At 63.6% G+C, this 25,386-nt stretch carries 22 protein-coding genes and 1 pseudogene; 10 read left to right on the forward strand and 13 right to left on the reverse strand.

Translation table 11 applies throughout. The annotated features are described in order from the left end of the window. Positions 1-10 precede the first annotated feature (10 nt). Complete coding sequence (glyS, locus tag ABE093_RS06410) at positions 11-2,077, forward strand: glycine--tRNA ligase subunit beta (protein ID WP_430759995.1); 2,067 nt, start codon at positions 11-13, stop codon at positions 2,075-2,077. Positions 2,078-2,142: 65 nt separating this feature from the next. Next, positions 2,143-2,538: a hypothetical protein gene (locus tag ABE093_RS06415; RefSeq protein WP_430759996.1), complete on the forward strand. Its 396-nt coding sequence runs from the start codon at positions 2,143-2,145 to the stop codon at positions 2,536-2,538. Positions 2,539-2,602: 64 nt separating this feature from the next. Here ABE093_RS06415 and ABE093_RS06420 read toward each other — a convergent pair whose 3' ends face one another. The 3 genes from ABE093_RS06420 to ABE093_RS06430 are packed head-to-tail and all read right to left on the reverse strand — an operon-like array spanning position 2,603 to position 7,670. Then, positions 2,603-5,698, reverse strand: coding sequence for an efflux RND transporter permease subunit (locus tag ABE093_RS06420; RefSeq protein ID WP_430759997.1), 3,096 nt, complete (start codon positions 5,696-5,698; stop codon positions 2,603-2,605). Beyond that, positions 5,695-6,819 (reverse strand): efflux RND transporter periplasmic adaptor subunit, encoded by a 1,125-nt coding sequence (locus ABE093_RS06425; RefSeq protein WP_430759998.1) that lies wholly within the window; start codon positions 6,817-6,819, stop codon positions 5,695-5,697. Before ABE093_RS06425 ends, ABE093_RS06420 begins: the two co-directional genes overlap by 4 nt. Before the next feature lie 47 nt (positions 6,820-6,866). Next, on the reverse strand, positions 6,867-7,670 hold the full coding sequence (locus ABE093_RS06430) for a TatD family hydrolase (RefSeq protein ID WP_430759999.1): 804 nt from the start codon (positions 7,668-7,670) through the stop codon (positions 6,867-6,869). 47 nt (positions 7,671-7,717) lie between these two features. Here ABE093_RS06430 and hrpB point away from each other — a divergent pair, with 47 nt between their 5' ends. Both hrpB and ABE093_RS06440 read left to right on the forward strand, forming a co-directional pair. After that, on the forward strand, positions 7,718-10,207 hold the full coding sequence (gene hrpB / locus ABE093_RS06435; RefSeq protein ID WP_430760000.1) for an ATP-dependent helicase HrpB: 2,490 nt from the start codon (positions 7,718-7,720) through the stop codon (positions 10,205-10,207). A 60-nt stretch (positions 10,208-10,267) separates the two neighbouring features. After that, positions 10,268-10,579, forward strand: coding sequence for a hypothetical protein (locus tag ABE093_RS06440; RefSeq protein WP_430760001.1), 312 nt, complete (start codon positions 10,268-10,270; stop codon positions 10,577-10,579). A 3-nt stretch (positions 10,580-10,582) separates the two neighbouring features. On the opposite strand, the gene ABE093_RS06445 is transcribed toward ABE093_RS06440, so the two are convergent. Next, positions 10,583-11,665, reverse strand: coding sequence for a hybrid sensor histidine kinase/response regulator (locus ABE093_RS06445; protein WP_430760103.1), 1,083 nt, complete (start codon positions 11,663-11,665; stop codon positions 10,583-10,585). A gap of 122 nt (positions 11,666-11,787) precedes the next feature. Beyond that, positions 11,788-12,333 carry a pseudouridine synthase gene (locus ABE093_RS06450; RefSeq protein ID WP_430760002.1) on the reverse strand — a complete coding sequence of 182 codons (546 nt, stop codon included), beginning with the start codon at positions 12,331-12,333 and terminating at the stop codon, positions 11,788-11,790. Between the two features lie 216 nt (positions 12,334-12,549). Here ABE093_RS06450 and ABE093_RS06455 point away from each other — a divergent pair, with 216 nt between their 5' ends. Both ABE093_RS06455 and ABE093_RS06460 read left to right on the forward strand, forming a co-directional pair. Further along, positions 12,550-13,344 carry a hypothetical protein gene (locus ABE093_RS06455; protein WP_430760003.1) on the forward strand — a complete coding sequence of 265 codons (795 nt, stop codon included), beginning with the start codon at positions 12,550-12,552 and terminating at the stop codon, positions 13,342-13,344. Between the two features lie 62 nt (positions 13,345-13,406). Beyond that, a complete protein-coding gene (locus ABE093_RS06460) occupies positions 13,407-14,156 on the forward strand; it encodes an MHYT domain-containing protein (RefSeq protein ID WP_430760004.1) in 750 nt (249 codons plus the stop codon). Between the two features lie 69 nt (positions 14,157-14,225). On the opposite strand, the gene ABE093_RS06465 is transcribed toward ABE093_RS06460, so the two are convergent. Continuing rightward, a complete protein-coding gene (locus ABE093_RS06465) occupies positions 14,226-15,137 on the reverse strand; it encodes a LysR substrate-binding domain-containing protein (protein ID WP_430760005.1) in 912 nt (303 codons plus the stop codon). A gap of 115 nt (positions 15,138-15,252) precedes the next feature. Here ABE093_RS06465 and ABE093_RS06470 point away from each other — a divergent pair, with 115 nt between their 5' ends. Genes ABE093_RS06470 through ABE093_RS06480 form a run of 3 tightly spaced genes read left to right on the forward strand, consistent with a single transcriptional unit; the run spans position 15,253 to position 17,106 of the window. Then, positions 15,253-15,513, forward strand: a complete 261-nt coding sequence (locus tag ABE093_RS06470; RefSeq protein ID WP_430760006.1) for a hypothetical protein — start codon at positions 15,253-15,255, stop codon at positions 15,511-15,513. A 55-nt stretch (positions 15,514-15,568) separates the two neighbouring features. Further along, complete coding sequence (locus tag ABE093_RS06475) at positions 15,569-16,402, forward strand: PhzF family phenazine biosynthesis protein (protein WP_430760007.1); 834 nt, start codon at positions 15,569-15,571, stop codon at positions 16,400-16,402. Continuing rightward, on the forward strand, positions 16,399-17,106 hold the full coding sequence (locus tag ABE093_RS06480; protein ID WP_430760008.1) for an RBBP9/YdeN family alpha/beta hydrolase: 708 nt from the start codon (positions 16,399-16,401) through the stop codon (positions 17,104-17,106). The genes ABE093_RS06475 and ABE093_RS06480 overlap by 4 nt, the downstream gene beginning before the upstream one ends. A gap of 117 nt (positions 17,107-17,223) precedes the next feature. On the opposite strand, the gene ABE093_RS06485 is transcribed toward ABE093_RS06480, so the two are convergent. From ABE093_RS06485 to queF, 4 genes are all read right to left on the reverse strand, one after another. Continuing rightward, positions 17,224-19,446: an NADP-dependent isocitrate dehydrogenase gene (locus ABE093_RS06485; protein WP_430760009.1), complete on the reverse strand. Its 2,223-nt coding sequence runs from the start codon at positions 19,444-19,446 to the stop codon at positions 17,224-17,226. A 200-nt stretch (positions 19,447-19,646) separates the two neighbouring features. Beyond that, positions 19,647-20,138, reverse strand: coding sequence for a hypothetical protein (locus tag ABE093_RS06490; protein WP_430760010.1), 492 nt, complete (start codon positions 20,136-20,138; stop codon positions 19,647-19,649). Positions 20,139-20,183: 45 nt separating this feature from the next. After that, positions 20,184-20,450: a LysM peptidoglycan-binding domain-containing protein gene (locus tag ABE093_RS06495; protein ID WP_430760011.1), complete on the reverse strand. Its 267-nt coding sequence runs from the start codon at positions 20,448-20,450 to the stop codon at positions 20,184-20,186. A gap of 92 nt (positions 20,451-20,542) precedes the next feature. Next, positions 20,543-21,355: an NADPH-dependent 7-cyano-7-deazaguanine reductase QueF gene (gene queF, locus ABE093_RS06500; RefSeq protein ID WP_430760012.1), complete on the reverse strand. Its 813-nt coding sequence runs from the start codon at positions 21,353-21,355 to the stop codon at positions 20,543-20,545. A gap of 58 nt (positions 21,356-21,413) precedes the next feature. Here queF and ABE093_RS06505 point away from each other — a divergent pair, with 58 nt between their 5' ends. Beyond that, the gene (locus ABE093_RS06505) at positions 21,414-23,252 is read left to right on the forward strand and encodes a monovalent cation:proton antiporter-2 (CPA2) family protein (RefSeq protein WP_430760013.1); all 1,839 of its coding nucleotides are present in this window, start codon (positions 21,414-21,416) and stop codon (positions 23,250-23,252) included. A gap of 411 nt (positions 23,253-23,663) precedes the next feature. Here ABE093_RS06505 and ABE093_RS06510 read toward each other — a convergent pair whose 3' ends face one another. The 3 genes and pseudogenes from ABE093_RS06510 to ABE093_RS06520 all read right to left on the reverse strand — a co-directional run. Then, positions 23,664-23,999, reverse strand: coding sequence for a hypothetical protein (locus tag ABE093_RS06510; protein ID WP_430760014.1), 336 nt, complete (start codon positions 23,997-23,999; stop codon positions 23,664-23,666). Next, positions 23,996-24,928, reverse strand: coding sequence for an RHS repeat domain-containing protein (locus ABE093_RS06515; protein ID WP_430760015.1), 933 nt, complete (start codon positions 24,926-24,928; stop codon positions 23,996-23,998). Before ABE093_RS06515 ends, ABE093_RS06510 begins: the two co-directional genes overlap by 4 nt. Before the next feature lie 9 nt (positions 24,929-24,937). Next, positions 24,938-25,386: pseudogene (locus ABE093_RS06520) on the reverse strand (hypothetical protein); the annotation flags it as partial.

Here is a 25,386-nt window from a genome sequence, read left to right on the forward strand (position 1 = left end):
GGTCCACACCATGAGTCAACAGCTTCCGCTCCTGATCGAACTCGGCACCGACGAGTTGCCGGTCAAGGCGCTTCCGGGTCTCGCCCAAGCCTTCTTCGACGGCATCGTGTCCGGATTGGAATCGCGCGGGATTGCCTTCGATCGCGGCGATGCCAAGCCGCTGTACACGCCGCGCCGGCTCGGCGTTCTACTGTCCGCCGTCGCCGACGAACAGCCGGAACAGGCCAGCGAAGTGTTGGGACCGTATCTCAACATCGCGCTCGATGCGAATGGCCAGCCGACCAAGGCGCTGGAAGGTTTCGCGGCGAAGGCCGGCATCGAGTGGACGCAGCTCGAACGCACCTCCGACAACAAGGGTGAGCGCTTCGTCCATCGTTCGCGCCGCGCTGGTGCACGTACCGCCGACCTGTTGCCGGACATCGTGCGCGAGGCGATCGCGGCGATGCCGATTCCCAAGCCGATGCGCTGGGGCGATCACGATTACGCCTTCGCGCGTCCGGCGCACTGGCTGGTGCTGCTGTTCGGCAACGAGGTGGTCGATTGCGAATTGATGGGCACGAAGTCAGGCCGCATGTCGCGCGGCCATCGCTTCATGCACGACAAGCCGGTGTGGATCAACGCCGCCCATGATTACGTCACCGCACTGCGCGACGCCCACGTGCTGGTCGATGCCGACGAACGTCGCGCGCGCATCCGCAACGAAGCGCAGCAGGCCGCGAAGACTGTTGGTGGCCACGCACGCATCTCCGACGACCTGCTGGAAGAAGTGAACGGACTGGTGGAATGGCCGGTCGCGGTCGCCTGCAAGTTCGAGCGCGAATTCCTCGCCGTGCCGCACGAGGCGCTGGTCTCCACGATGGAGACCAACCAGAAATTCTTCGCGGTGCTGGATGGCGCGCAGCAATTGAGCGAGCACTTCATCGGCATCGCCAACATCGATTCCAAGGACGCCGCGGAAGTCCGCAAGGGCTACGAGCGTGTGATCCGCCCGCGCTTCGCCGACGCCAAGTTCTTCTTCGACGAAGACCTGAAGCAAGGCCTCCCCGCGATGGGCGATGGCCTCAAGACCGTGACCTACCAGGCCAAGCTCGGCAGCGTCGCCGACAAGGTGGCGCGCGTCGCCGCACTCGCGGAAACGATCGCCAGGCAGGTCGGCGCCGATCCGGCGCAGGCGCGCCGCGCCGCGGAACTGTCGAAGAACGACCTGCAATCGCGCATGGTCAACGAATTCCCGGAACTGCAGGGCATCGCCGGCCGTCATTACGCAGCCGCCGCGAATGAGCCCAGCGAAATCGCGCTGGCGATCGACGAGGCCTACCACCCGCGCTTCGCCGGCGACGACATCGCGCTGTCGCCGCTGGGCAAGGTGCTGGCGATCGCCGAACGCCTCGACACGCTGACCGGCGGATTCGCCGCAGGACTCAAGCCGACCGGCAACAAAGACCCGTTCGCGTTGCGCCGCAATGCACTGGGCCTGGCGCGCACGATCATCGAGAGCGGATTCGATCTCGATCTCGTCCATTTGCTTGCCACCGCCAACGCCGGTCTTGCAGCGAAGAACGTGCAGGCCGAGACCTCCGATCTCTACGACTTCATCCTCGACCGCCTGAAGGGCTATTACGGCGACAAGAACGTCCCGGCGACGCACTTCAACGCCGTGGCCGGCAAGCGCCCGCATTCGCTGTACGACTTCGATCGCCGCATCGACGCCATCGGGGAATTCGCCCAGCTGCCGGAAGCCGAAGCGCTGGCCGCCGCCAGCAAGCGCATCCGCAACATCCTGCGCAAGGCCGAAGGCGAAATCCCCGCCGACATCGACCACGCCCTGCTGGTGGAACCGGCCGAGCTCGAACTGGGCGAGGCGCTGGCCGCGACCGAAGCCGAAGTCCACGCCAGCGGCCACGACTACGTCGCCGCCCTGACCCGGTTGGCCCACCTGCGCCCGCATGTGGACCGCTTCTTCGACCAGGTGATGGTCAACGCCGACGACCCGGCCATCCGCCGCAATCGCCTGGCCCTGCTGGGCCGGCTCGACCGCCTGCTGGGCGGGATCGTCCAGCTGGAGGCACTCGCTTGACGATTTCTTGACTGCAATCACATTATGTTACGATCCGCCCGAACGGGACTTGGGGGAGTGGCAACGTGAACAAGCGTCGGATTCTTTTGGCCGCGGGCGGCATCGCCCTGGTCGCTTCAGGCATCGCCGTGGCCCAGGGCCCGGGCTTCTACGAGCAGCTGCGCTACCGCCAGAACGATCCCTTCGTGTTCTGCACACAGGGGCCATCCATCGAACACAACGAAATCCAGTCGCCGAAGTGCTGGGTGCCGCTGCCGCCGTATACCGGCGCGTGGACGCCGACCTTCCTGTGCCGGCCCGAGAACTACTACGGCGTGCGCAACTGGCAGCAGGCCGATTACGACTCGCTTAGCCAATACATGACGGTGTGCCCGCAAGCACGCAACAGCGGATCGTGGACGTCGCGCCGTGGCCAGGGCGCAGCGGAAAACACCGATTCGAAGGGCTACAACAGCCATTGAGCAATCACCAGCATCGATACGAAAAAAGCCCGGCAACGCCGGGCTTTTTCATGCAGGGCGATGATCAGCCCTGAATCGTCTTGGATGCGTGCGGCGGCCTGCGATGGAACTTGCGTGCCATCCAGCTGCCGAAATCGTCCAGCACCGTGTAGGTCGCCGGAATCACGATCAAGCTGAGCAGGGTCGAGGTGATCAGGCCACCGATCACCGCCACCGCCATTGGCGCGCGGAAGCTGGAGTCGCCAGAGAAACCGAGTGCCAGCGGCAGCATGCCGGCGCCCATCGCGATCGTCGTCATCAGCACCGGGCGCGCGCGCTTGTGGCAGGCATCGATCACCGCCTCGTGCTGACTCATGCCATGTTCGTCCTCGGCCATCACCGCGTAGTCGACCAGCAGGATCGAATTCTTGGTGGCGATGCCGATCAACATCAGCAAGCCGATCAGCGCCGGCAACGACAGCATGTTCTGGGTGATCAGTAGCGCGCCGAAGGCACCGCCCGCACACAACGGGATCGCCGCGAGGATGGTCACCGGTTGTGTGGCGTGGTTGAACAGCAGCAACAGCACCATGTAGATGCAGACGATGCCGGCGATCATCGCCATCAGGAACCCGGTGAACAGTTCGACGAAGATTTCGGCGTCACCGGTGTTCTGGAATTGCACGCCTGCCGGCAGGCGCTTCACCGACGGCAACGCCTGCACTTCCTTCATCACGTCGCCCAGCGGACGACCGTTGAGCTCGGCGGTGAGGGTGACGTTGCGCTGGCGCTTGTAGCGCGAGATCACCGACGGCCCGCTGCCCGGGCGGATGTCGGCAACCGCATCCAGCGGCACCGCGCCGGCCTTGCCGCGCACCTTCATGCGGCTGATGGTCGCGGGATCCTGCAACTGGTCGAGCGCGAAACCGACGCGAATCGGGATCTGGCGATCGGCGAGGTTGAGCTTGGGCAGGCGCTGCACGTAGTCGCCGGCGGTGGCGATGCGTGCGGCTTCTGCGATCGTCGCGGTCGACACCCCGAGATCGGCGGCGCGCGCGGAATTCGGCACGATCTGCAATTCCGGACGCAGCAGCGACGCCGACGAGGAAATGCTGCCGATGCCCTGGATGGTATGCAGGTCGCGTTCGACCGCAGCGGCGGCGCTTTCCAGTTTCTCGGGATCGTCGCCGGCCAGCACCAGCATCATTTGCTGGCCCGGCTCGCTGCTGATGTAGCTGATCTTCACACCGGGCAGATCGGCCAAGGCGACGCGCGCGGCCTGCTCCAACTGCTCCTGTGAACGCTTGCGATCGTCCTTGGTGCCCCAGTCGAGCACCAGCGTCGCGCGGCGCACATCGGCAACGCCGGACTTCGCGGGATCGCCGACGTCGGGCACGCTGCCGACCATCGTGAACACCTGATTGAGTTCGGGGATCGCTGCCTTCAACTTGTTGCGCGCGATCTCGGCGATGCGCGAGGTGTCCTCGATGCGGGTGCCCGGCGCGAGTTCGACACTGAGATTGCTCAGGCCCTTGTCGCCCGGCGGAATGAAGGTTGCCGGTATGAGCGGAATGATCGCGAGAGACGCAAAGAACAGCACGGTCGCCATCGCCAGCGTTTTCCAGCGATTGTTCAACACCCAGTCGACCAGCTTGAGATAGCGCGTCATCAGCTTGCCGTCGGGCTGTTCGTGACCGTGCGCGCCCTTGAGCGTGTAGGCCGCCATCATCGGCGTCAGCAGGCGCGCCACCAGCAGCGAGAACAGCACCGCGGTCGCCGCCGTCCAGCCGAATTCGCGGAAGAACTTGCCGGCGATGCCGGGCATGAACGCGACCGGCACGAACACCGCGGCCAGTGTCATCGAGGTGGCGATCACCGCGGTGCCGATTTCGTCGGCGGCTTCGCGCGCGGCTTCGAGTGGCGACTTGCCGCTGCCGAGATGGCGCACGATGTTCTCGATCTCGACGATGGCGTCGTCGACCAGGATGCCGACCACCACCGACATCGCCAGCAGCGTAATGATGTTGAGGGTGAAGCCGAGCCAGTAGATCACCGCGAACGTCGGAATGATCGACAACGGCAGCGCCACCGCCGACACCCAGGTCGCGCGCCAATCGCGCAGGAACAGCCACACCACCAGCAACGCAAGCAGCGCGCCCTCGAACAACATTTCCATCGAGGACGTGTAGCTGGTCTTGGTTTCGACGGTATTGTCGGTGACGAGGTTGAAAGCGACCTCCGGATGCACCTTGTGCAAATCCGCCAACGCCGCCTCGACGCCCGCCTTCACCTTGAGTTCGTCGGAACCGCGGGTGCGCGACATCGAGAAACCGACCACCGGCTTGCCGTCGAGGAAGGCGGCCTGGGTCGGATCTGCTGCGGCGTCGGTGATCGTCGCGATCGATGACAACCGCACTGCGCGGCCGTCGGCCAGGGTGATGCTGTAGTCGCGCAACTGCTGCGCATCCTTCACCGTGCCGATGGTGCGGATGGTCTGTTCGGAGCCGCCGAGCTCGGCCTTGCCGCCCGGACGCTCGACCTGCATCGCCAGCAATTGCTGGCTCACTTCACCGGCAGTGACGCCGAAGGCTTCCAGCGCCTGCGGATCGAGATCGACGCGCACCTGGCGATCGATGCCGCCGATGCGATTGACCGCGGCCACGCCTTCGACGCCGTAGACGGCGCGGGCGACATCGCGATCGACGAACCACGACAACTCGTCGGCGGTCATGTTCGGTGCCGACACCGAGAACGTCAGCAGCGATCCGCCGATGTTCACCTTGGAGACGATCGGCTCCTGGATGTCCTGCGGCAGGTTGGTGCGGACGCGCGTCACCGCATCCTTGGTGTCATTCAACGCCACCAGCAGGTCGGTATCGAGGTTGAACTCGATCGCGGTGGTCGACGTGCCCTCGACCACCGTCGATGTGACGCGCTTGATGCCGTTGATGGTGGCGACCGAGTCCTCGATCTTGCGGGTGACTTCGGTTTCAAGCTGCGATGGCGACGCGCCCGGCTGGATCACCGTCACCACCGTCATCGGGAAGGCGATGTCGGGGAAGCGCGCCACCGGCAGCTTGTGGTAACCCCACAAACCGGCGACGCACAGCACGAAGAACACCATCAGCGCCGGCAACGGCCGCTTGATCGCCCACGACGAAACGCTGCCGCCGCCACTCATGGAGCGGTGCCCGCATTCGCATTGGCGGCTTTGCTCGTGCTCGCAGCAACGACCTTTACCACGTCGCCATCGGCGAGGAAGCCGGTGCCTTCGACCACCACGCGATCGCCGGTCTTGAGGCCGCGCAGCACCTGGACCTGGCCAGCGTCCTTGTTGCCGGTTTCGATGCGCGTTGCATGCACCTTGTTCTGCGCGTCGACCACGAACACGGTCTGGAAGCCGTCGCGCAACACGATGGCGGCCGCCGGCACCACCGGCGAGTCGGCGAGGCCGGTATCGATGCGGCCTTCGAGGTAGCTGCCCGGATGCAGGCCCTCGGGATTCGGCAGGTCGGCGTAGATGGTGCCGGTGCGCGTGCTGGCATCGACGCCCGGGCTCACCGCGCGCACGCGGCCTTTCACCGTTTCGCCGTCACGGCCATGCAGGGCGATGCGGTCCCCGGGCTTGACCAGCGACAACTGCGACGACGGCAGTTCCGCGCGCCATTCCAGCTTCCCGTCGCGGATCAGGCGCATCAGTTCGGTGCCGCCAGCGACGATCTGGCCCGGCTGCACCAGGCGCTTGGAAATCTGTCCGTTCGCCGGTGCGCGCAATTCGGCGAAGCTGCGTTGCAGGGCCGAAGTGTCATGCGCGGCCTGCGCGGTGGCGAGCTGGGCGTCAGCCTGCTGCTTCGCCGCACGCAACTGGTCGAGCTGCGACGCGCTGATGTAGTGGTCCTTGGCCAGGCCTTCGCCGCGCACCAGGTTCGCCCTGGCGAGATCGGCGCCGGCCCGCGCCTGCTTGAGATTGGCATTCGCCTGCGCGAGTCCGGCATCGAGCGTGCGGTGATCGAGCGTGAGCAGCACCTGCCCCGCCTTCACCCATTGGCCGACATCGACCTTGAGCGCGGTGACGCGTTGTCCGCTGACTTCCACGCCCAGCTGCATTTCCTCCACCGGCGACACCGGCCCGGACACCGTGAGTCCGTTGGCGACCTGCTTCTGCAGCACCGGCACGACGCTGACGGTGAGTGCGGGTTCGGCCGCAGCTTTCGCCGCGGCATCGTCCTTCTTCTTGCAACCGGGCAACACGAGGACGAGCAGGCAGGCTGCACATGCGAGCCCGCGGATCGACGATGACATGGAACGCTTCCGGAATAGGATCTTCCGCAAAGTTTAACCTGTTAACATTAACCCTGCATGGCGTCCGGCAGACGGAAAAACGCGCGTGCCGCTTCAGTGCTCGCGCTCGCCGCTTCCTGCACCGTGACGCCGCGATCGCGCGCCAGTTCCTCGACGATATGGGCGAGAAAGGCCGGTTCGTTGCGACGATCCTTGGGCATCGGCTGCAGCGTGCGCGGCAACAGATAGGGCGCGTCGGTTTCGATCATCAGGCGATTGGCCGGGATGTGCTTCACCAGTTCGCGCAGATGGGCGCCACGGCGTTCGTCGCACAGCCAGCCGGTGATGCCGATGTACCAGTCGCGATCCAGATAGTCGAACAACTCCTCGCGGGTGCCGGTGAAGCAATGCACCACCGCCGGCCCGAGCTTGCCGTCGAAGTTCTTCATCATCGCCATGAAGTCGTCGTGGGCATCGCGCTGGTGCAGGAACAAGGGCTTTCCGGTATCGACGGCGATCTGCAACTGGCGCTCGAACGCGTTGCGCTGCGACGGTCGCGGCGAGAAATCACGGAAGTAGTCGAGGCCGCATTCGCCGACCGCGACCACTTCGCGATGCGCATGCAGCGCGCGCATCTCGGCATCGCATTCGTCGGTGTACTCGGTTGCATGGTGCGGATGGACGCCGGCGGTCGCGAACAGGAAGCCCGGATGTGCCTGTGCTAGTTGCAGCGCCTTGGGCGAATGTTCACGGCTGGCACCGGTGACGACCAGTTGCCCCACGCCCGCGGCGCGAGCGCGCGCGAGCACGGCATCGCGGTCGCGATCGAAGCTGTCGTGGGTGAGGTTGGCGCCGATATCGATGAGCTGCATGTGGCGATTTTACCGGGACAGCGGTCGCGCGCTTCTACAATGTGCCGATGCAATTCCCGATCGCCGCCATCCTGCCCGAACTGCGCGCCACCCTCGCGACGCAGACGCGCCTGGTGCTGGAAGCGCCGCCCGGCGCCGGCAAGACCACCCAGCTGCCTCTGGCGTTGCTGGATGAAGCATGGCTCGCCGGCAGCAAACTCCTGATGCTGGAACCACGCCGCGTCGCCGCGCGCGCGGCCGCCGGCTTCATGGCCGCGCAATTGGGCGAGCGCGTCGGCGAGACGGTCGGCTATCGGATTCGCTTCGAGAACAAGGTCTCCGCGCGCACGCGGATCGAAGTCGTCACCGAAGGCATCCTCACCCGCATGCTCCAGGACGATCCGCTGCTCGACGGCGTCGGCGCGATCCTGTTCGACGAATTCCACGAACGCCATCTCGCCAGCGATCTCGGACTCGCGCTGGCGCTCGACGTCCAGGCCTCGGTGCGCGACGACCTGCGCATCGTGGTGATGTCGGCGACGCTCGACGGCGAATCGCTGGCACGCTGGCTCGACGCCCCGCGCATCAGCAGCGCCGGTCGCAGCTTCCCGGTGCATGTCGCGCATTTTCCTTCGCGTCGCGACGAGGCGCTCGAACACCAGGTCAAGCGCGCGGTGGAAGACGCCATCGCTGCCCATCCCGGCGACGTGCTGGTGTTCCTGCCGGGACTGCGCGAGATCCACAAGACGCAAGGCCTGCTTGGCGATGCACTGCGTGATGTCGACGTGCTCGCCCTGCATGGCGAATTGCCGGTCGAGCAGCAGTCGCGATTGTTGCAACCCGGCGCCGACGGTCGCCGCCGCGTGGTGCTGGCGACCAATGTCGCCGAATCCAGCCTGACCCTGCCGGGCGTGCGCGTGGTGATCGACAGCGGCCTCGCCCGCGAACCGCGTTTCGATCCCAACAGCGGCTTTTCGCGGCTGGACACGGTGGCGATCGCGCAATCCTCCGCCGACCAGCGCGCGGGCCGCGCCGGTCGTGTCGCCGAAGGGCACGCGCTGCGCTTATGGCCGGAGTCGAAGCGGCTCGATCCGCAACGCCGGCCGGAACTCGCGCAGGTCGATCTCGCCGCGCTGGTGCTGGAACTCGCGGCCTGGGGTGGCAGCGAGCTGCGCTTCGTCGACACGCCGCCATCGGGACACCTGGCTTCCGCGCGCGATCTGCTGCAACGCCTCGATGCGATCACGTCCGAGGGTCAGATCACCGATCGCGGCCGCCGCATGCTCGCGCTCGGCACCCATCCACGACTGGCGGCGATGCTGCTGTCCGCGCATGACGCCGTCACCCGCGCATTGGCCTGCGATCTCGCCGCCTTGCTGGAAGCGCGCGATCCCTTGCGCAGTCGCAGCGACGCCCTGATCGAGCGCTGGCAAGCCTTGTCGGCCTTCCGCGGTGGACGCACACCGGCCGATGCCAACCGCTCCGCGCTCGCCGCCATCGATGCCGCCGCGACTCAATGGCGCCGTCGCCTGCGTGTCGATGCGCCATCGCCCACGCAGGTTCCGGCGCACGAACTCGGCATCCTGCTGGCGCATGCTTATCCGGACCGCATCGCCCGCCAGCATCCGACAGATCCGCGTCGTTACCAGTTGAGCAACGGCCGCAGCGCGCGATTGTTCGACGACAGCGCGCTTTACGGCGAACCGTGGCTGATAGTCGGCGAATTGCGCCACGAGGCGCGCGACGCCTTGATCCTGCGCGGCTTGCCGGTCGACGAAAAGCGTCTGCGCGAGGATTTCGCCGCGCATTGGCGCGAATCCGACGAAGTGCGCTGGGATGATGCAAGGCAGGCACTGGTCAGCGAACGCATCGAGCGCTTCGACGGCATCGTGTTGTCGGTGCGACCGGCAGGCAGGATCGATCCGGAGCTGGCCGCGACCGCGCTCACCGCAGCCGTGCGCGATGGCGGCCTCGACCTGCTGCCGTGGGGTGATGCGCTCTCGCAATGGCACATCCGCGTGCAATGCCTGCGCGCGTGGATGCCGGAACTCGGATTGCCCGATCTCTCCGATGCGGCGTTGCTGGCGACACTCGACGACTGGCTGCGCCCTGCTTTCGTCGGCCTGCGGCGGATCGATGCGCTGGAATCCTCCGCGCTGTCCGACGCGCTGCGCGGGAAGGTCGAGTGGTCGTTGCGGCAACGCATCGATGCCTTGGCGCCGACCCGCATTCTGGTGCCGTCGGGCCTCGAACGCGCGATCGAATACGCCTTGCTCGACGACGGCACGCCGGCGTCGCCTGTTCTTGCGGTCAAGCTTCAGGAACTGTTCGGCTTGGCGGAAACGCCGCGGATCGCCGATGGCCGCGTCGCGCTCACGCTGCACCTGCTGTCGCCGGGCGGACGCCCATTGCAGGTGACGCAGGACCTGCGCGGGTTCTGGGATCGCACCTATCCGGAAGTGAAGAAGGAGATGAAGGGACGCTATCCCAAGCATCCGTGGCCGGACGATCCATGGAACGCGACCGCCACGCACCGGGCGAAACCGCGCGGGACGTAACTCACGCCATCGCAACATCCCGCGACCGACACTGTCTTCCAGCTCGCACGGACATCCGCCATGAACAAGTTCGATGCCTACACCGATCGCGTGGTCGACTTCGCCGACAAGGTCGGCGGTGCGGTCAAGGATCACATCCCTGACCACGCCATGCGCTGGATCGAAACCGGCGCCGCCATCGGTGCGGTCAAGACCGGATCGCGGGTCGCCCGCACCTTCGTCAAGCGCAATCCGGCGATCGCCGTCGCGGCTGTCGCGGGTGCAGGACTGCTGTGGTACGCCGCGCGTCGTCGCGCCAAGCGCATCCAGGCGGAAGAAGGCGAAACCATCGACGGCGAATCCCGGCGCGTCGCCAGCATTCGCCACGGCTGACGCTCAGGCGCCAGGCAACTCGATCACGAAACGCGCGCCGCCGCCTTCGCGGCCTTCATAGAACAGCTGGCCACCGGCACGCATCACGATGTGCCGCGCCAGCGACAGGCCGAGGCCACTCGACAGGCCGGCCAGCGGATCGCCATCGGTCAGGCGCACGAAGGGCTTGAACAATTTGCGCTGCTGGTCGGCGCTGATGCCCGGGCCACGATCCTCGGCGATCAATCGCCAGAAGCCGGGCGCGCCTGCCTGCGCGGCGAGATGCAGCTCGCCACCCGTGTCGGCATATTTCAGCGCGTTGGTCACGAGATTTTCCGCCACCTGCCGCAACACCAGCGGCTCGATCCGCACCTGCGGATCACCGGCGACGCGGCTGATGCGCAACTCCAGCCCCTTGCCTTCGCATTGCAGTTCGTAGCGATCGTGCAACCAGTCGAGCGTGGCATCGAGGCCGGCGACCGAATCGACGGTCGCGCCCTCTTCGCCCGGCGCCTGCGATTCCAGATAGCGACGGATGTAGCCGAGCGCATCGCCCGCACTCTCGTGGATCATCTGCAGGTAGCGCGGCACCCGCTCCGGCTTGACGCCGTTGTTCACCAGGATGTCGCTGGCGAACGCGATGCTGGTCAACGGATTCTTGAGATCGTGCGCGACCAGGTTGACCAGGTCCTGGCGTTCGTTGGCGACGCGTTCGAGACGATCGCGCGTCAGCTTCAATCCGATGTGCACATCGACGCGCGCCAGCAATTCCTCGGCAATGAACGGCTTGGTGACATAGTCCACGGCACCGGCTTCGAACGCCTGCACCAGCAGGTCGCGATCCTGCACCGACGTCAGGCAGATCACCGGCACCCGTTTCAGGGCCATGTCGCCACGGATCGTCCTGAGCAGGGTGAATCCGTCCATGCCCGGCATCATCATGTCGAGCAGGATCAGATCGGGAACGAGTTCGCGACAGGCGTCCAGCGCCGCTTCACCGCCGCTGGCGCCGGAAACCCGGTAGCCATGGCGTTCCAGCAGCGACGATACGACGCGCAGATTGATCGCCTGGTCGTCCACCACAAGGATGCGACCGGCATGCGTCACGACTGACAAACCCTTCCCCTCCTGCCCTTTTCACGCCATATAAACATGGCCGCACAGTGTATCGATGCCTGTGCCATCCGTCTGAACACGGTCAGCCCGCCACATTCATCTCCCCGCGCCATTTATACCCGCGCCGGAACCTCGCGCCACTCCCCCGGTTGCAGGCCATCCAATTGCCAGCGTCCGATGGCATGGCGCACCAGCCGCAATGTCGGCAAACCGACGGCGGCCGTCATCCGCCGCACCTGGCGATTGCGCCCCTCATGGATGCCGAGGTCGAGCCAGGCATCGGGCACCGACTTGCGCACCCGGATCGGCGGGTCGCGAGGCCATAACGGCGGCGGATCGATGCGCAGGGCGTCGGCCGGCAAGGTCATCCCGTCATTGAGCTCCACGCCAGTCCGCAGCTGCCGCAACTGCGCGTCATCGGGATCGCCTTCGACCTGCACCCAATAGCGCTTGCCCAGCGTGTGGCGGGGATGGGTGATGCGATGCGCGAGCGCGCCGTCATCGGTCAGCAGCAACAGGCCTTCGCTGTCGTGATCGAGCCGCCCGGCGGCATAGACCCGCGGCGGCAGGCCGAACATCGCCAGGGTCGGTCGGGGTGGCGTGCTGCGATCGGTGAACTGGCAAAGCACGCCATACGGTTTGTTGAATGCGATGAGCATCCCGGTTTGCTCTGCGACGGCACGCGCAACCGTCTGAATGGGGACAAATCGCACCATACCCGATTGCATGCTCCTGAACGATTCAGTACATTCAGTTCATCCGTTCAGCTTTGCGAAGATCGTTGGGGACGATCCGCGAAGCATCCGATCACCTGCCGATTTCCGATCGGTGATGGCGCATCGACTCGCAACAGAAATCGCACTGGGGATTTGGGGATGATCGAAGTCGAATTACGGGTGGTGTCGAGCTACAAGGAAGGGCTGCTGATCGCGTTGAGCGACATCCTGCTCGCCAACCAGTTCACCCTGTTGCGCCATCGCCGCGCCAACATCGAGAACGGCGTGGTGATGTCGCTGATGGTCAAGGGTCCGGCAGCGAACTTGCTCAAGTTGGAAGAGCAGCTCGGCTCCCATCACATGGTGAGCAGCCTGGAAGCCGGCGTCTTCGACCCGAATTCGGGCAACGCGCCGATGATCCCGGCAGCAACCGCCGCGACGCCCGCTGCAGCGGCTGCCGCATCCGCGCCGGTTGAAGCCATGCCGCCGCAAAGCGCCGTCGCCGACCAGAAGCGCATCGACCAGATGTTGCCGCAGGTCGCACGCGACTACCCGCAGGTCTTCGGCACCGTGCTGGCACTCGAACGCAGCGTCGATCCAGCGCAACGCGAAGCCACCATGCGCCACATCGGTTCGCGCGTCGGTGCCTGGGTGTTCAAGCGCGACTTCGCGCTCGGCGCGCGCCAACCCCTGGCCGGCTCGATCACCCACCTCGCCTTGCCGGCGCTCAGGCAAATGATTTCGGTCAAGCAGGAAGGCGACACCCTGACCACGACCAGCAGCCCGTTCTGCACGCCGGGGCAGAAATCCCTGCCCACGCCGCAATGCCATTTCTTCCGCGGCTTCCTGGAAGGGTTGATCAACGAGTCGGGTCACCTGGGGACCATCCGCGTCAGCGAGTCGACTTGCTGCGCGCACGGCGACGACTGCTGCAGGTTCGAGTTCCACGCATAACGGCACCACAGCGACAGCGCTTCCACGCTGCCTCCACCATCCACGAGGAAAGGGGAAACACCATGCACGACCACGCGATCCAATGCGTCCACGATCCACTGCTTGTCGCCTTGTCCTATCTGGTTTCGGTGCTCGGTTCGTTCACCGCGCTGCAGCTGGCGGTGTCGATCCCGGCCGCGCGCAACACCGGACAGCGCCTGCAGTCGGTCCTCGGCGCGGCAGCGGCGCTCGGCGTCGGCGCCATCTGGGCCATGCACTTCATCGCCATGCTCGCGTGCAAGATGGACATGCAGGTTACCTACGACCTGCCCCTGACCGTGCTGTCGGCCATCATCGGACTGGCTGCGGTCGCGGTCGGTCTGGCCATCGTCGGCACCGGCCAATTCAACATGGGCAAGCTGGTGCTCGCCGGCATCCTCACCGGCCTCGGCGTGGCCGGCATGCATTACACCGGCATGGCCGCGATGCGCATGCCCGCCGAAATCCAGTACGACGGCACGCTGGTCATCGCTTCGGTGGCGATCGCGATCGTCGCGTCCTGCGTCGCGTTGTGGCTGGCCTTCAACCTCCGCGGTTGGGTGCAGATGCTGGGCAGCGCGCTGGTGATGGGCGTCGCCGTCTGCGGCATGCATTACACCGGCATGGCTGCGGCCAAATTCATCCCGGTGATGGACGCCAACAGCGCGCCCACCGGCACCCTCGGTGGCGCCTATCTCGGCATGGGCATCTTCGCGGTGGCGACGGTCCTGCTCTCGGTCACCCTGGTCATCACGATGCTGCGCCGGCAGAAGCGCGCCGATATCGCGATCTGATACGCGACAGCTTGCGATGCAAAACGGGGCGCCATCGGCGCCCCGTTTTCGTTTGCGGAACGCGCCGACTCACGACTTCGGCAGCGGCAACTTGGCGAAGCTGCGCACATCCGCGCGCACCTGTTGATGCAGCCAGTCGCGGAACACCTGCATGCCGCGATGCGATGACGAGCGCGACGGATACACCAGGTAGTGGGCGTAGCTGGCCTTGACCGGTTCCGCCATCAACGCGACCAGTTGCCCGGACGCCAGCATCAGGCGCGCGCGCGTCAATCGCCCGAGGCCGACGCCGACGCCATCGCGTGCCGCGCGATTCTGCGCTTCGGAATCATTGAAGGTGGCGACGTAGCGCTTGACCGGCGCCAGGCCGTGATGCGCGAACCAGTGGTTCCATTCGTCATCGGGATCGCCGAGCAACGGCCATTCCCGCAACGATTCCGGCGTGGGCAGGCCGCCATGGCGATCGATCAACTCAGGACTCGCCACCGGCACCAGCCATTCGTCCATCAGCAATTCGACCTGCAAGCCAGGCCATTCGCCATTGCCGATGCGCAACGCCACATCGATATGGGTATCGCGGGCGAAATCGACCAGTGCCGAGTCCGACAGCACGCTCAATTCGAGTTCGGGATGACTGGCGAGAAAGCGTCCCAGGCGCGGCACCAGCCACGCCGATGTCATGGATGGCGTCACGCTGACGGTCAGGATGTCGTCATGGCGGGCGGCATACGGGCGCAGCGCCGACTCGATGCCGTCGTAATGCGGGCCGATGCGCTCCAAGAGGCGCCGACCGTCCTCGGTCAAGGTGATCCCGCGGGCGCCACGCACGAACAGCGTGCGGTTGAGCCGCAGCTCGAGCGCCTTGATCTGGTGGCTGAGCGCGCTGACCGTCAGGTGCAGGGAATCGGCCGCGCGCGACAGGTTGCCGGTCCGGGCGGCGGCGATGAAGCCGGGAAGTGCATGCAGGGGCAGGCGGCTCATGATTTGAATGAAATTCAAGTCTGGCTTGCAAAATGGTCGCTGGTTCTGACCAGAACCAGCACTTATCTTGTACTTCATTCAACGGGTGGGCGCCACCCGAACACGGGAGAAGTCCATGAAGATCTTCAGGGAAATGCTGTTCCTGGAAGGCTATTCCAACCGTCCGCAGGACCTGGTCGATGTGCAGGAATGCGGCAACGACGCGGGCCGACGCCCTGCGCAAGGCTCCCCTCGCCAAGCGCTGCTGAAGACGCTCTGGCTGCTGGGCGGCAGGCCGATGCATGCCGGACACAATTTCGACCTCGACGAAGAAACCGACTACACCGCACTGCCCCCTCGGGCAGCCATAGCCGATGCTTGCGAATGCAATTGTTGAGATAGGCTTTCCGGCATCAATCGATTCGTTCCGATTCGCATCGCACCCGAGCTAGATGGACATTCTCAAAATCGCGGCTTTTTCCGATGGAGATACTGGAGGGAACCCGGCGGGCATCCTGATTTCAGATCGTTTCCCTAATGAAATCGAGATGCAGAAAATAGCCGCGGACGTCGGGTTCTCGGAGACAGCATTTGCCACTCCCGTCGAAAACGGTTGGCGGGTGCGGTATTTCTCTCCAGAGTCCGAGGTGCCATTTTGTGGCCATGCCACGATTGCACTTGGGGCTGCTCTCGCCCTGCGCAAGGGCAATGGGGTATTTCCGCTCGCCCTCAATCAAAGCAGAATTACAGTTGAAGGCAGGCAAAGCGAGGGCGTCATTTCCGCGGCGCTTCAATCCCCACCGACGCACAACACTCCCGTTACACCAGAGCTGGTTTCATCGGCCCTTGAACTACTCAACTACACCTACGACGATCTTGACTTGAGGATCCCGCCCTCACGCATTCATGGCGGGGCAGATCATCTGGTGCTCGCCCTGAAATCGCGGGAAGCCCTCGCATCCATGCATTACGACCTGAAAGCTGGTCGCATCTTCATGAATCGCGAAAGACTGGTGACCATTCTCCTTGCCTTTGCCGAGAGCAACCAACTCTTTCATACGCGGAACCCCTTTGCCAGCGGCGGCATCTATGAAGACCCGGCGACCGGCGCAGCCACCGCTGCGCTCGGCGGTTACTTGCGTGACATCGCTTGGCCCCATGGCGGTCGCATCGACGTCATTCAGGGGGAGGATATGGGGATGCGCTCCCTTATCCGGGCAGATATCCCTGCCGTACCAAATGGATCCATCCGGGTATCCGGCACGGCCAGGATCATGCCGGATTGATCGTCCGTTTCATCAATGGTGCATCCATTCCCGTTCCACTTAAGCCAGGCATTGACCAGATGCACAAATTTTCACTTTTCCTTGCCGCACTATTCCTCTTTCTGATGGGCTGCTCGAGCCCGGAAACTTCCAAGGAAAACCACGTGCGTATCTTTATCGTTCACGGGTATGGCGCTTCCACTACCGACCACTGGTTTCCCTGGCTGAAGCAAGAAATGGAAAAGAAAGGCGCCAAGGTATCCATCATCGATCTGCCGACGCCGAAAGATCCGAAGACAAACGAATGGGAACAATCCCTGAGGGATCAGGCCCAACCCGTCGATAAAAATACCTACTTCGTTGCGCATAGCCTCGGCAGCATTACCCTCCTGAGATTCCTCGAAGAAAAACACCCGGCGGAGATTGGCGGCTATATCCTCGTATCCGGATTCAACGAAAACCTGCCTGCGCTTCCACAGCTAAACACTTTCATTGAGCCCAATATTCACTATGCGGAGCTCATTCGAATCACCAAGAACCGGACAGTCATTTCTGCCAAAGATGACGCCATTGTTCCAAGCAACCTCAGCAGAAACCTGGCCGATTCCCTGAATGCAAAATTCATTGAAACGAACCATGGCGGCCACTTCCTCGGCGAAGAAGGCTATACCAGGTTTCCGTTGGTACTCGAAGAGCTTCAAAAGCAAATTGATGCCAGGCAATAGGCAAACGAGCTAGCCACGCGTTCGGATCCGCCACCCACCGCATGACTTGACTCGGGTATTGTGAAACGAAACGGGGCGCCACTGGCGCCCCGTTTCGCTTCATCCCATGAAGGGGAATTACAGCGCGGCCAGCGCCGCATTGAAGGTCGCGCTCGGACGCATCGCCGCCGACACCTTGGCCATGTCGGGGTGGTAGTAACCGGCGATATCGACCGGCTTGCCCTGCGCCGCGATCAACTCGCCGACGATCTTTTCCTCGTTGTCGGTGAGGGTCTTGGCCAGCGGTGCGAACAACGCGGCGAGTTCGGCATCCTGCGTCTGCGCGGCCAGCGCCTGCGCCCAGTACATCGCCAGGTAGAAATGGCTGCCGCGATTGTCGATGCCGCCCAGCGCGCGCGACGGCGACTTGTCGTTGTCGAGGAACTTGCCGTTGGCGGCATCCAGCGCATCGGCAAGCACCTGCGCGCGCGCGTTGCCGGAGTGCTGTGCAAGCTGTTCGAACGAGGCCTGCAACGCCAGGAATTCGCCCAGCGAATCCCAGCGCAGATAATCCTCGGCGACGAACTGCTGCACATGCTTGGGCGCGGAACCGCCGGCGCCGGTTTCGAACAGGCCGCCACCGGCCATCAACGGCACGATCGACAGCATCTTGGCGCTGGTGCCGAGTTCCATGATCGGGAACAGGTCGGTGAGGTAATCGCGCAGCACGTTTCCGGTCACCGAGATGGTGTCCTCGCCCTTGCGGATGCGCTCCAGCGACAGCTGCATCGCTTCGACCGGCGACAGGATGCGGATATCGAGGCCGTTGGTGTCGTGATCCTTGAGGTAACGCTCGACCTTGGCCTTGATCTCGCGATCGTGCGCGCGCTGCGGATCGAGCCAGAACACGGCCGGCGTGCCGCTCAGGCGCGCGCGGCTCACCGCCAGCTTCACCCAGTCGGCGACCGGCGCATCCTTGGTCTGGCACATGCGCCAGATATCGCCCGCCTGGACGCGATGCTCCATCAATACCTTGCCAGCGTCGTCGATCACGCGCACCACACCGTTGCCCGGCATCTGGAAGGTCTTGTCGTGGCTGCCGTATTCCTCGGCCTTCTGCGCCATCAGGCCGACGTTCGGCACGTCACCCATTGTTGACGGATCGAAGGCGCCATGCGCGCGGCAGTCCTCGACCACCGCCTGGTAGATGCCGGCATAGCAACGGTCGGGGATCAGCGCCTTGGTGTCCTGCAACTCGCCCTTGGCGTTCCACATGCGGCCGCTGTCGCGGATCATCGCCGGCATCGATGCGTCGACGATGACGTCGCTCGGCACGTGCAGGTTGGTGATGCCCTTGTCGGAATTCACCATCGCCACCGCCGGACGCTGGGCGTATTCGGCGGCGATGTCGGCCTCGATCTGCGTGCGCACGTCTTCCGGCAACTCGCCCATGCGGGCATAGAGGTCGCCAATGCCGTTGTTGGCGTCGAAACCGATCTTCGCCAGCGCGTCGGCGTGCTTTTCCAGCACGTCACGATAGAAGCGGCGGACCACGATCCCGAACATGATCGGGTCGCTGACCTTCATCATCGTCGCCTTGAGGTGCAGCGAGAACAGCACGCCCTGCGCCTTGGCGTCGGCGATCTGCGCGTCGACGAAATCGCCGAGCGCGGCGGCGCTCATGGTCGAGGCATCGATGGTCTCGCCGGCCTGCACCTTCACCGGTGCGCGCAGCGGGAAACTGCCACCGACGTCGCCGGTGAATTCGATGCGCACGCTACCCGGTTGCGCCATCGTCACCGACTGTTCGCTGCCGTAGAAATCGCCGGACGCCATGTGCGCGATATGCGTCTTCGAGTCCGGGCTCCACTTGCCCATGCGGTGCGGATGCGCCTTGGCATAGTTCTTCACGGCTTTCGGCGCACGGCGATCGGAATTGCCCTCGCGCAGCACCGGATTCACCGCACTACCCTTGACCCGGTCGTAGCGCGACTTCCACTCACGGTCCTGGTCGGTCTTCGGATCTTCCGGATAGTCCGGCAAGGCGTAGCCCTGCTTCTGCAGCTCGGCGATCGCGGCCTTGAGCTGCGGTTCCGATGCGCTGATGTTCGGGAGCTTGATGATGTTGGCGTCGGGCGTGGTCGCGAGCTGGCCGAGTTCGGCGAGATCGTCGTTGACGCGCTGTTCCGGTTTCAGCACGTCCGGGAATTGCGAAAGGATGCGCGCAGCCAGCGAAATGTCGCGGGTGTCGACACCAACGCCCGCGGTCTTGGCGTAAGCCTGCACGATCGGCAGGAAGGAGGCGGTGGCAAGGAACGGCGCTTCGTCCGTCAGCGTGTAAAGGATCTTGGAATCGGCCATGGCGAGGCTCCGTGCATCGACGCGTGCGTAAAGAACCGCCATTGTCGCCCGCCGCGCCATATCGCCACAACTTTCCGATGAACCTCAGGGGTGCCGCCATGGATGGCGGCAACAAAAAGGACGCAACCCGAAGGCTGCGTCCTTTTCGTCGCCATCCACACCGTGGCGGATGGAGGCTGTGCGATCAGGCGATCACGAAGTCACTTGACCTCGAATTCCTTGGTCTGGACCACGGCGCCATCGAGCGAGATTTCGACCTTGTACTTGCCGACCGGAAGCCCCGATGCCTGCTTCAGGAAGAAATCGGTGGTGCCCGGACCGCTGAAGCTCACTTCCTTGGTTTCCTCGCCAGCCTTCACCTGGGTGCCGGCCTTGTCGTAGTGCCAGGTCGCGGTCAGCTTGCCCGGCACGGTGGCGGCGGGATCGCTGGTCGCGGTGCCGACCGAGGCGTAGACGGTGTCCTTCGGCTTGAAGGTGGTGGCCGGTGCGGTGACCTTGAAGTCGGCGCCGACGGCGCTGCCAAGATCCACCGAAGCGACGGAAGCAGTCGCGGCGGCCGGAGCAGGCGTCGGGGCCGGAGTGGTCGCGGCGGGCGGAGCCGGCGGCGCTTCTTCCTTCTTCTTGCAACCGACGACGGCGACGCTGGCGATCAGCGCTGCGGACAGGACCAACGGAAGACGGGTCTGTTTCATGGATTCGTTCTCTCGAGAATTGGGTGAGGGACGCAAGCGCCGCAGTTATTCGGCGGCCGGAATCTTGAGGATCTGGCCCGGCTTGATCTTGTCGGGATCGTCGAGAATGTCGCGATTGGCCTCGAAGATCACGTTGTACTTGTTGGCGTGGCCGTAGAACTGCTTGGCGATCGCCGACAGCGTGTCGCCCGACTGGACGGTATACGTCTGATCACCCGCACCGCCGCCACCATCGGTGGACTGTTCGGTGGAGAAGGAACCAGTCTGCGCATCTTTGAACAACGGATCGACGTTTTCTTCGTTACCGCTCATGTTGGACTCCCAGGACCTTGGAATGGATAAGGCCCGGTGACCATGCCACGTCGGATGTTAAGACTTCATCACGTCCGTATTCATTTAATGCGTCACTGGCGTGGCGTTCTCCACACTTCCGGCAATTCGCCGTTTTCGGTCGCCCGCCAGGGGTTGATGTCCAGTCCCCCACGGCGGGTGTAGCGCGCCTCCACCGAGAGCGCCCGCGGGCGGCACTGCGCCAGCACGTCGACGAAGATCCGCTCCACGCACTGTTCGTGGAACTCGCGCTGGTCGCGGAATCCGACGACGTATCTCAGCAGGCCTTCGCGGTCGATGCGCGGGCCGCTGTAACGGATCAGCAATGTCGCCCAGTCGGGCTGGCCGGTCACCGGGCAATTGGATTTCAGCAGGTGCGAGACCAGGGTCTCCCGGACGTCACCGCCGCTGCCCACCAGCAAGGACGGATCGGGCGGTCCGTAATGGTCGATGGCGATATCGAGCCCGTCGATGCTCTCGCCGCCATCGTCTTCGCGCAACGGCGGCAGGCCGAACTGCATCCGCACCGGCGCGCCGGCGGCGTTGGACAGGTCGCGCTCGATGACCGTGCGCAATTCGTCCGGCGTACCGACGCGGTGGGCGTTGAAGGAATTGAGATAGAGCTTGAACGACTTCGATTCGATCAGGTTCGGCGATGTCGCCGGCACTTCGAACACGGCGGTCGCCACCTGCGGCTTGCCGCGCCCATCGAGCCAGCCCAATTCGTACCCCTGCCAGCGATCGTGGCCGACGAAGGGCAGTGCATCGGCGCGGATGCCGAGTTCATCGCGGCCCTGCGCGCGGGGGATCGGGAACAGCAGCGACGGATCGTAATGCTGCGGATAGGCGACCTCGCGGCCGAGCAGGCTGTCTTCGGGCGTATGCATGGGGTGATTTTCGCACGCAGCGGCCATACCCACCCCATAATGGCCTTCGGAGGTTCCAATGCCTGATAGCGGTCTGCAACTCGCCCTCGTCTTCCTGCTGGCTGCCGTCGTCGCGGTGCCGGTGTTCAAGCGCTTCGGCCTCGGCGCGGTGCTCGGCTACCTCGCCGCCGGCGTGTTGCTCGGCCCGCATGCGCTGAAAGTGGTGTCGGATCCCGAGCGCGTGCTGACCGCCAGCGAAATCGGCGTGGTGATGATGCTGTTCGTCATCGGCCTCGAGCTGTCGTTGCCACGACTGAAGGTGATGCGCGGCGCGGTGTTCGGCGTCGGCGCGCTGCAGGTCGCGTTGACCGGCCTGGCGCTGGGCGCGCTCTGCTGGTTCCGCGGCTCCGGTCTCAACTCCGCACTGGTGATCGGTGTCGCGCTGGCGCTGTCGTCGACCGCCGTCGGCCTGCAGTTGTTGTCGGAACGCGGCGAGATCAACAGCGAACATGGTCGTCTCGCCTTTGCCATCCTGCTGTTCCAGGACATCGCGGCGATCCCGCTGCTGGCGGCGATCCCGCTGCTCGGCAATGTCCAACACGCCGACATCTCGCCGTGGCTGGCCACCAGCAAGGCGGTCGGTGCGATCGCTGTGCTGTTGCTCGGCGGTCGCCTGCTGCTGCGCCAACTGTTCAACATCGTCGCGCGCACCGGCATGCCGGAGGTGTTCACCGCGGCGGCGCTGCTGGTCGTGCTGGGCAGCGCCTGGTTCCTCGAACTTGCGGGCCTGAGCGCCGGCCTTGGCGCCTTCATCGCCGGCGTGATCCTCGCCGACTCCGAATTCCGCCACGAACTGGAATCGCAGATCCAGCCGTTCGAAGGGTTGCTGCTGGGGCTGTTCTTCATGGCGGTCGGCATGAGCATCGACCTGCGCGAAGTCGCCTCGCACCCGGCCCTGATCGCCTCGGGCGTCGCCGCCCTGATGGTGGTGAAGTTCATCTTCCTGTTCGCGATCGGGCGCTTCCCCGGGAAACTCGACACACGTGGCGCATTGCTATTGGCATCGGTGTTGTCGCTGGGCGGCGAATTCGCCTTCGTGGTGTTCAACGAAGCCGAGCGCGTGCGCTTGCTGCCGACGGAAATGCGCGACCAGCTGACCGCAGTCGTCGGCCTGTCGATGGCGGTGACGCCGCTGCTGGTGATCGCCGTGAGCAAGCTGGTGGGACGCAAGCGCAAGAAGAAGGACGACCGTCCCTTCGATGAAATCCCGGACGACCAGCCGCAGGTGATGATCGCCGGCTTCGGCCGCTTCGGCCAGATCGTCGCGCGCCTGCTGTTCACCCAGAAGGTACGCTTCGTCGCCATCGATTCCGACGTCGAACAGGTCGAATTTTTCCGCCGCTTCGGGAATCCGATCTATTACGGCGATCCCACCAAGCCGGAACTGCTGCGTTCCGCAGGCGCCGAGCACGTGCGTCTGTTCGTGGTCGCGATGGGCAGCGTGGAAGACAGCCTGCGCACGGTGCGGTTGATTCGCCGCTTCAGCCCCGATGCCAAGATCCTAGCCCGCGCCCGCGATCGCCGCCACGCCTGGCAGCTGATGGATTTCGGAGTGACGCCGATCCGCGAGACGTTCTTCTCGGCATTGAAGACCGGACGCGAAGCGCTGATCGCACTCGGCTTTCCGCCCGAGATCGCCGACGACCGCATGCGTCGCTTCAAGGAAGCCGACGAACGCGTGCTCGCCGCGCAACATCTGGTCTACGACGACGAGGAAGCGTTGCAGCAGACCTCGGCGGATGCGCGCAAGGAACTGGAGCAGCTGTTCGCGGCCGATCAGGGCGAGGGTTTGCTGGGATCAGTCGTCCGGGAGGATGTTGCGCTGCCCGCCGTGACGTCGGAAGGGCAGCCGGATTAAGAAGGCAGTCCCTCGGTACTTTGCTGCAACTTCAAACAGCGCATTGCCTAATTTTACTTCTTTGCAGTCCCAGTTTTGGGCGGACCGACAGGCGCCGAAGCTCTGGCGTTGGCAGCACTCTTGTTGTTTGCAGTAGCACGGTTTGCCGCTTCCTGCGCTTTGGCAGCGGCCTTCTCCGCGACTGTCGTGTCTACTGGCGGCGGAGTTGCCTGACTTGAGCAGCCAGTCAATCCTAAGCCTAGACCTATAACGGACAAAACGATCCTGATCCTCATCTTTGGCCTCTCCGCTCGCGCTCACCATACCTGATCCTTGCTCGCTGCGGATCAGTAATTACATGATCGAAGCAGCATAAGTAAAAAGCCCGCGCAATGCGCGGGTTTTTTGTTGCGTACACAGCTTCAGCCCGCGCTATCCACCAGAAAATAACGCAGAGAAAAGCAAACACATAAATGAGATAGCACCTGCGTAAAGATAGAATTTAGCCTTCCGATGTGCCGCTTTCAAATTCTCGCTTGCAGGCTTCCCTTCAATTTGCCCTCCCTTAAACTTCTCAAGGAGCTTATAGGCAGTTGGAGCCCAAGACTCAAGTGGACGTGCATTCCCCCTCGCAGCCCTCCAAACATCCGGCATTTCATCTGAAAGAGTTTTCTTAAAGTCATTCAATGCCGAAAAATAAGCAATCGCGAATCCAAATGTCACTGGAATAGCGATAACGAAAATTATAGATAGCACTGAAGACATCACTTAGGAAGCTCCTTTTCATAACCTAATGTTGCGGGCGGCTTAACAATAGCTTGCTCTCCAATGCCAGCTCCAACACTGAGGCTAAATTTTCCGCCACCCGCACCATTAAGATCGAGAGAAGCACCTAAAGACAAGCCCGCAGCCAGTTTGACATGTACATATGAACCAGGATCCACAGTTATTTTCCCTGAACTTCCCGCACCATCTTGCTTACCCCAAGAGAAAATTCTGAATTGCGCGTTTGCTCCCGCATACAGACCCTCTCCTACTACAGCTTGGGCCCCAACAGAATCATTATTGTTTTTCGATACTGCCTTGCTTGCTTGACCAGACACGCCAGGCCCGAATGCTGCTGCTACTTCGGCCACAAGAGTTGTTCGATCTTTAGCCCCATTTACGACGTTTTTGGGGGCTTCTAGAACAGCTTTCGTGATTTTCGCATCAGTCGTCTGCGGCGCACCTGGGGAATTAAGTTGCGCTGTCGGATTTGCAAACATTTCATTCAAACCCTTAACGAGCTTATCCATAACGGATTGCCTACCATCTGGATCAGTAAATTTGTAAGGGTTGTTATTTGCATAGTCGTAGCGATTGAAGCTCGCCCCTGTGCTCGCATTCGCAGCGACCGGATCGGTCGACAGGAACCTTCCGATGTTGGGATCGTAATAGCGCTGCTGCATATAGGTCAGCCCAGTCGCGCTGTCCATCACATGTCCGGTATAGCCCGGTCGGTCGTTGTTCGCTTTTCCGATCATGCTGCCGTACGGCTCGTAGTCCGTCCGCTCGATCACCTGTCCCGCTTCATTGGTGATCGCAACCGGGCTACCCAACGCATCGGTATGAACGTACTCCACCACCTGGGCTTGTCCCTTGACGGGTAGCAGCAGGAACAGAAGCGCCAATGCGCAGAAGGTCAATATGGTTTTCATGTTGCCTCCTTATGGGGTCGGAACCAGCGTGAGATTGTTGGACCACGCCGAGCAGTTCGATCCATTGCACGCACGGACTTTGAATGTTCTGGATGAAGCACATATCTTCGTCCACGTCGACCAGTAGGTATTAGGCCCGGTGTAGATTGCCGTGCTCGGCGTCTGCTGCAGCTCGTAACTGGATGCGCCTGTATTCGTCCAGGAAACATTCCAGTCACATCCCAACGTGGAGTTGCCCTGCGCATTGCCCGATATGCTCGGCGTAGAAGGCGCGAGCGTGACACTGATCGCTCCAATCGCCGAGTACGACCCGCAACCGGCGCCGTTGCACGCACGCACCTGATAGCTATAACTCCCCGATCGTCCACTGAACGTGGTGTTGGTGCCACTGCCGTTGTAGGCCAATGTCCAGCCACCGCCATTGGCGTTCTCCTGCAACTCGTAACGATCCGCAGTCG

The sequence above is a fragment of the Solilutibacter silvestris genome (assembly GCF_050574925.1).
GTDB classification, from domain to species: Bacteria; Pseudomonadota; Gammaproteobacteria; order Xanthomonadales; family Xanthomonadaceae; genus Solilutibacter; species Solilutibacter silvestris_A.

Excerpts from the sequence above, each read along its gene's own strand:
- glyS (WP_430759995.1), top strand. The coding sequence starts at position 11 with ATGAGTCAACAGCTTCCGCTCCTGATCGAACTCGGCACCGACGAGTTG.
- ABE093_RS06420 (WP_430759997.1), bottom strand. The coding sequence starts at position 5,698 with ATGAGTGGCGGCGGCAGCGTTTCGTCGTGGGCGATCAAGCGGCCGTTG.
- ABE093_RS06425 (WP_430759998.1), bottom strand. The coding sequence starts at position 6,819 with ATGTCATCGTCGATCCGCGGGCTCGCATGTGCAGCCTGCCTGCTCGTC.
- ABE093_RS06430 (WP_430759999.1), bottom strand. The coding sequence starts at position 7,670 with ATGCAGCTCATCGATATCGGCGCCAACCTCACCCACGACAGCTTCGAT.
- hrpB (WP_430760000.1), top strand. The coding sequence starts at position 7,718 with ATGCAATTCCCGATCGCCGCCATCCTGCCCGAACTGCGCGCCACCCTC.
- ABE093_RS06440 (WP_430760001.1), top strand. The coding sequence starts at position 10,268 with ATGAACAAGTTCGATGCCTACACCGATCGCGTGGTCGACTTCGCCGAC.
- ABE093_RS06450 (WP_430760002.1), bottom strand. The coding sequence starts at position 12,333 with ATGCTCATCGCATTCAACAAACCGTATGGCGTGCTTTGCCAGTTCACC.
- ABE093_RS06455 (WP_430760003.1), top strand. The coding sequence starts at position 12,550 with ATGATCGAAGTCGAATTACGGGTGGTGTCGAGCTACAAGGAAGGGCTG.
- ABE093_RS06460 (WP_430760004.1), top strand. The coding sequence starts at position 13,407 with ATGCACGACCACGCGATCCAATGCGTCCACGATCCACTGCTTGTCGCC.
- ABE093_RS06465 (WP_430760005.1), bottom strand. The coding sequence starts at position 15,137 with ATGAGCCGCCTGCCCCTGCATGCACTTCCCGGCTTCATCGCCGCCGCC.
- ABE093_RS06470 (WP_430760006.1), top strand. The coding sequence starts at position 15,253 with ATGAAGATCTTCAGGGAAATGCTGTTCCTGGAAGGCTATTCCAACCGT.
- ABE093_RS06475 (WP_430760007.1), top strand. The coding sequence starts at position 15,569 with ATGGACATTCTCAAAATCGCGGCTTTTTCCGATGGAGATACTGGAGGG.
- ABE093_RS06485 (WP_430760009.1), bottom strand. The coding sequence starts at position 19,446 with ATGGCCGATTCCAAGATCCTTTACACGCTGACGGACGAAGCGCCGTTC.
- ABE093_RS06490 (WP_430760010.1), bottom strand. The coding sequence starts at position 20,138 with ATGAAACAGACCCGTCTTCCGTTGGTCCTGTCCGCAGCGCTGATCGCC.
- ABE093_RS06495 (WP_430760011.1), bottom strand. The coding sequence starts at position 20,450 with ATGAGCGGTAACGAAGAAAACGTCGATCCGTTGTTCAAAGATGCGCAG.
- queF (WP_430760012.1), bottom strand. The coding sequence starts at position 21,355 with ATGCATACGCCCGAAGACAGCCTGCTCGGCCGCGAGGTCGCCTATCCG.
- ABE093_RS06505 (WP_430760013.1), top strand. The coding sequence starts at position 21,414 with ATGCCTGATAGCGGTCTGCAACTCGCCCTCGTCTTCCTGCTGGCTGCC.
- ABE093_RS06515 (WP_430760015.1), bottom strand. The coding sequence starts at position 24,928 with ATGAAAACCATATTGACCTTCTGCGCATTGGCGCTTCTGTTCCTGCTG.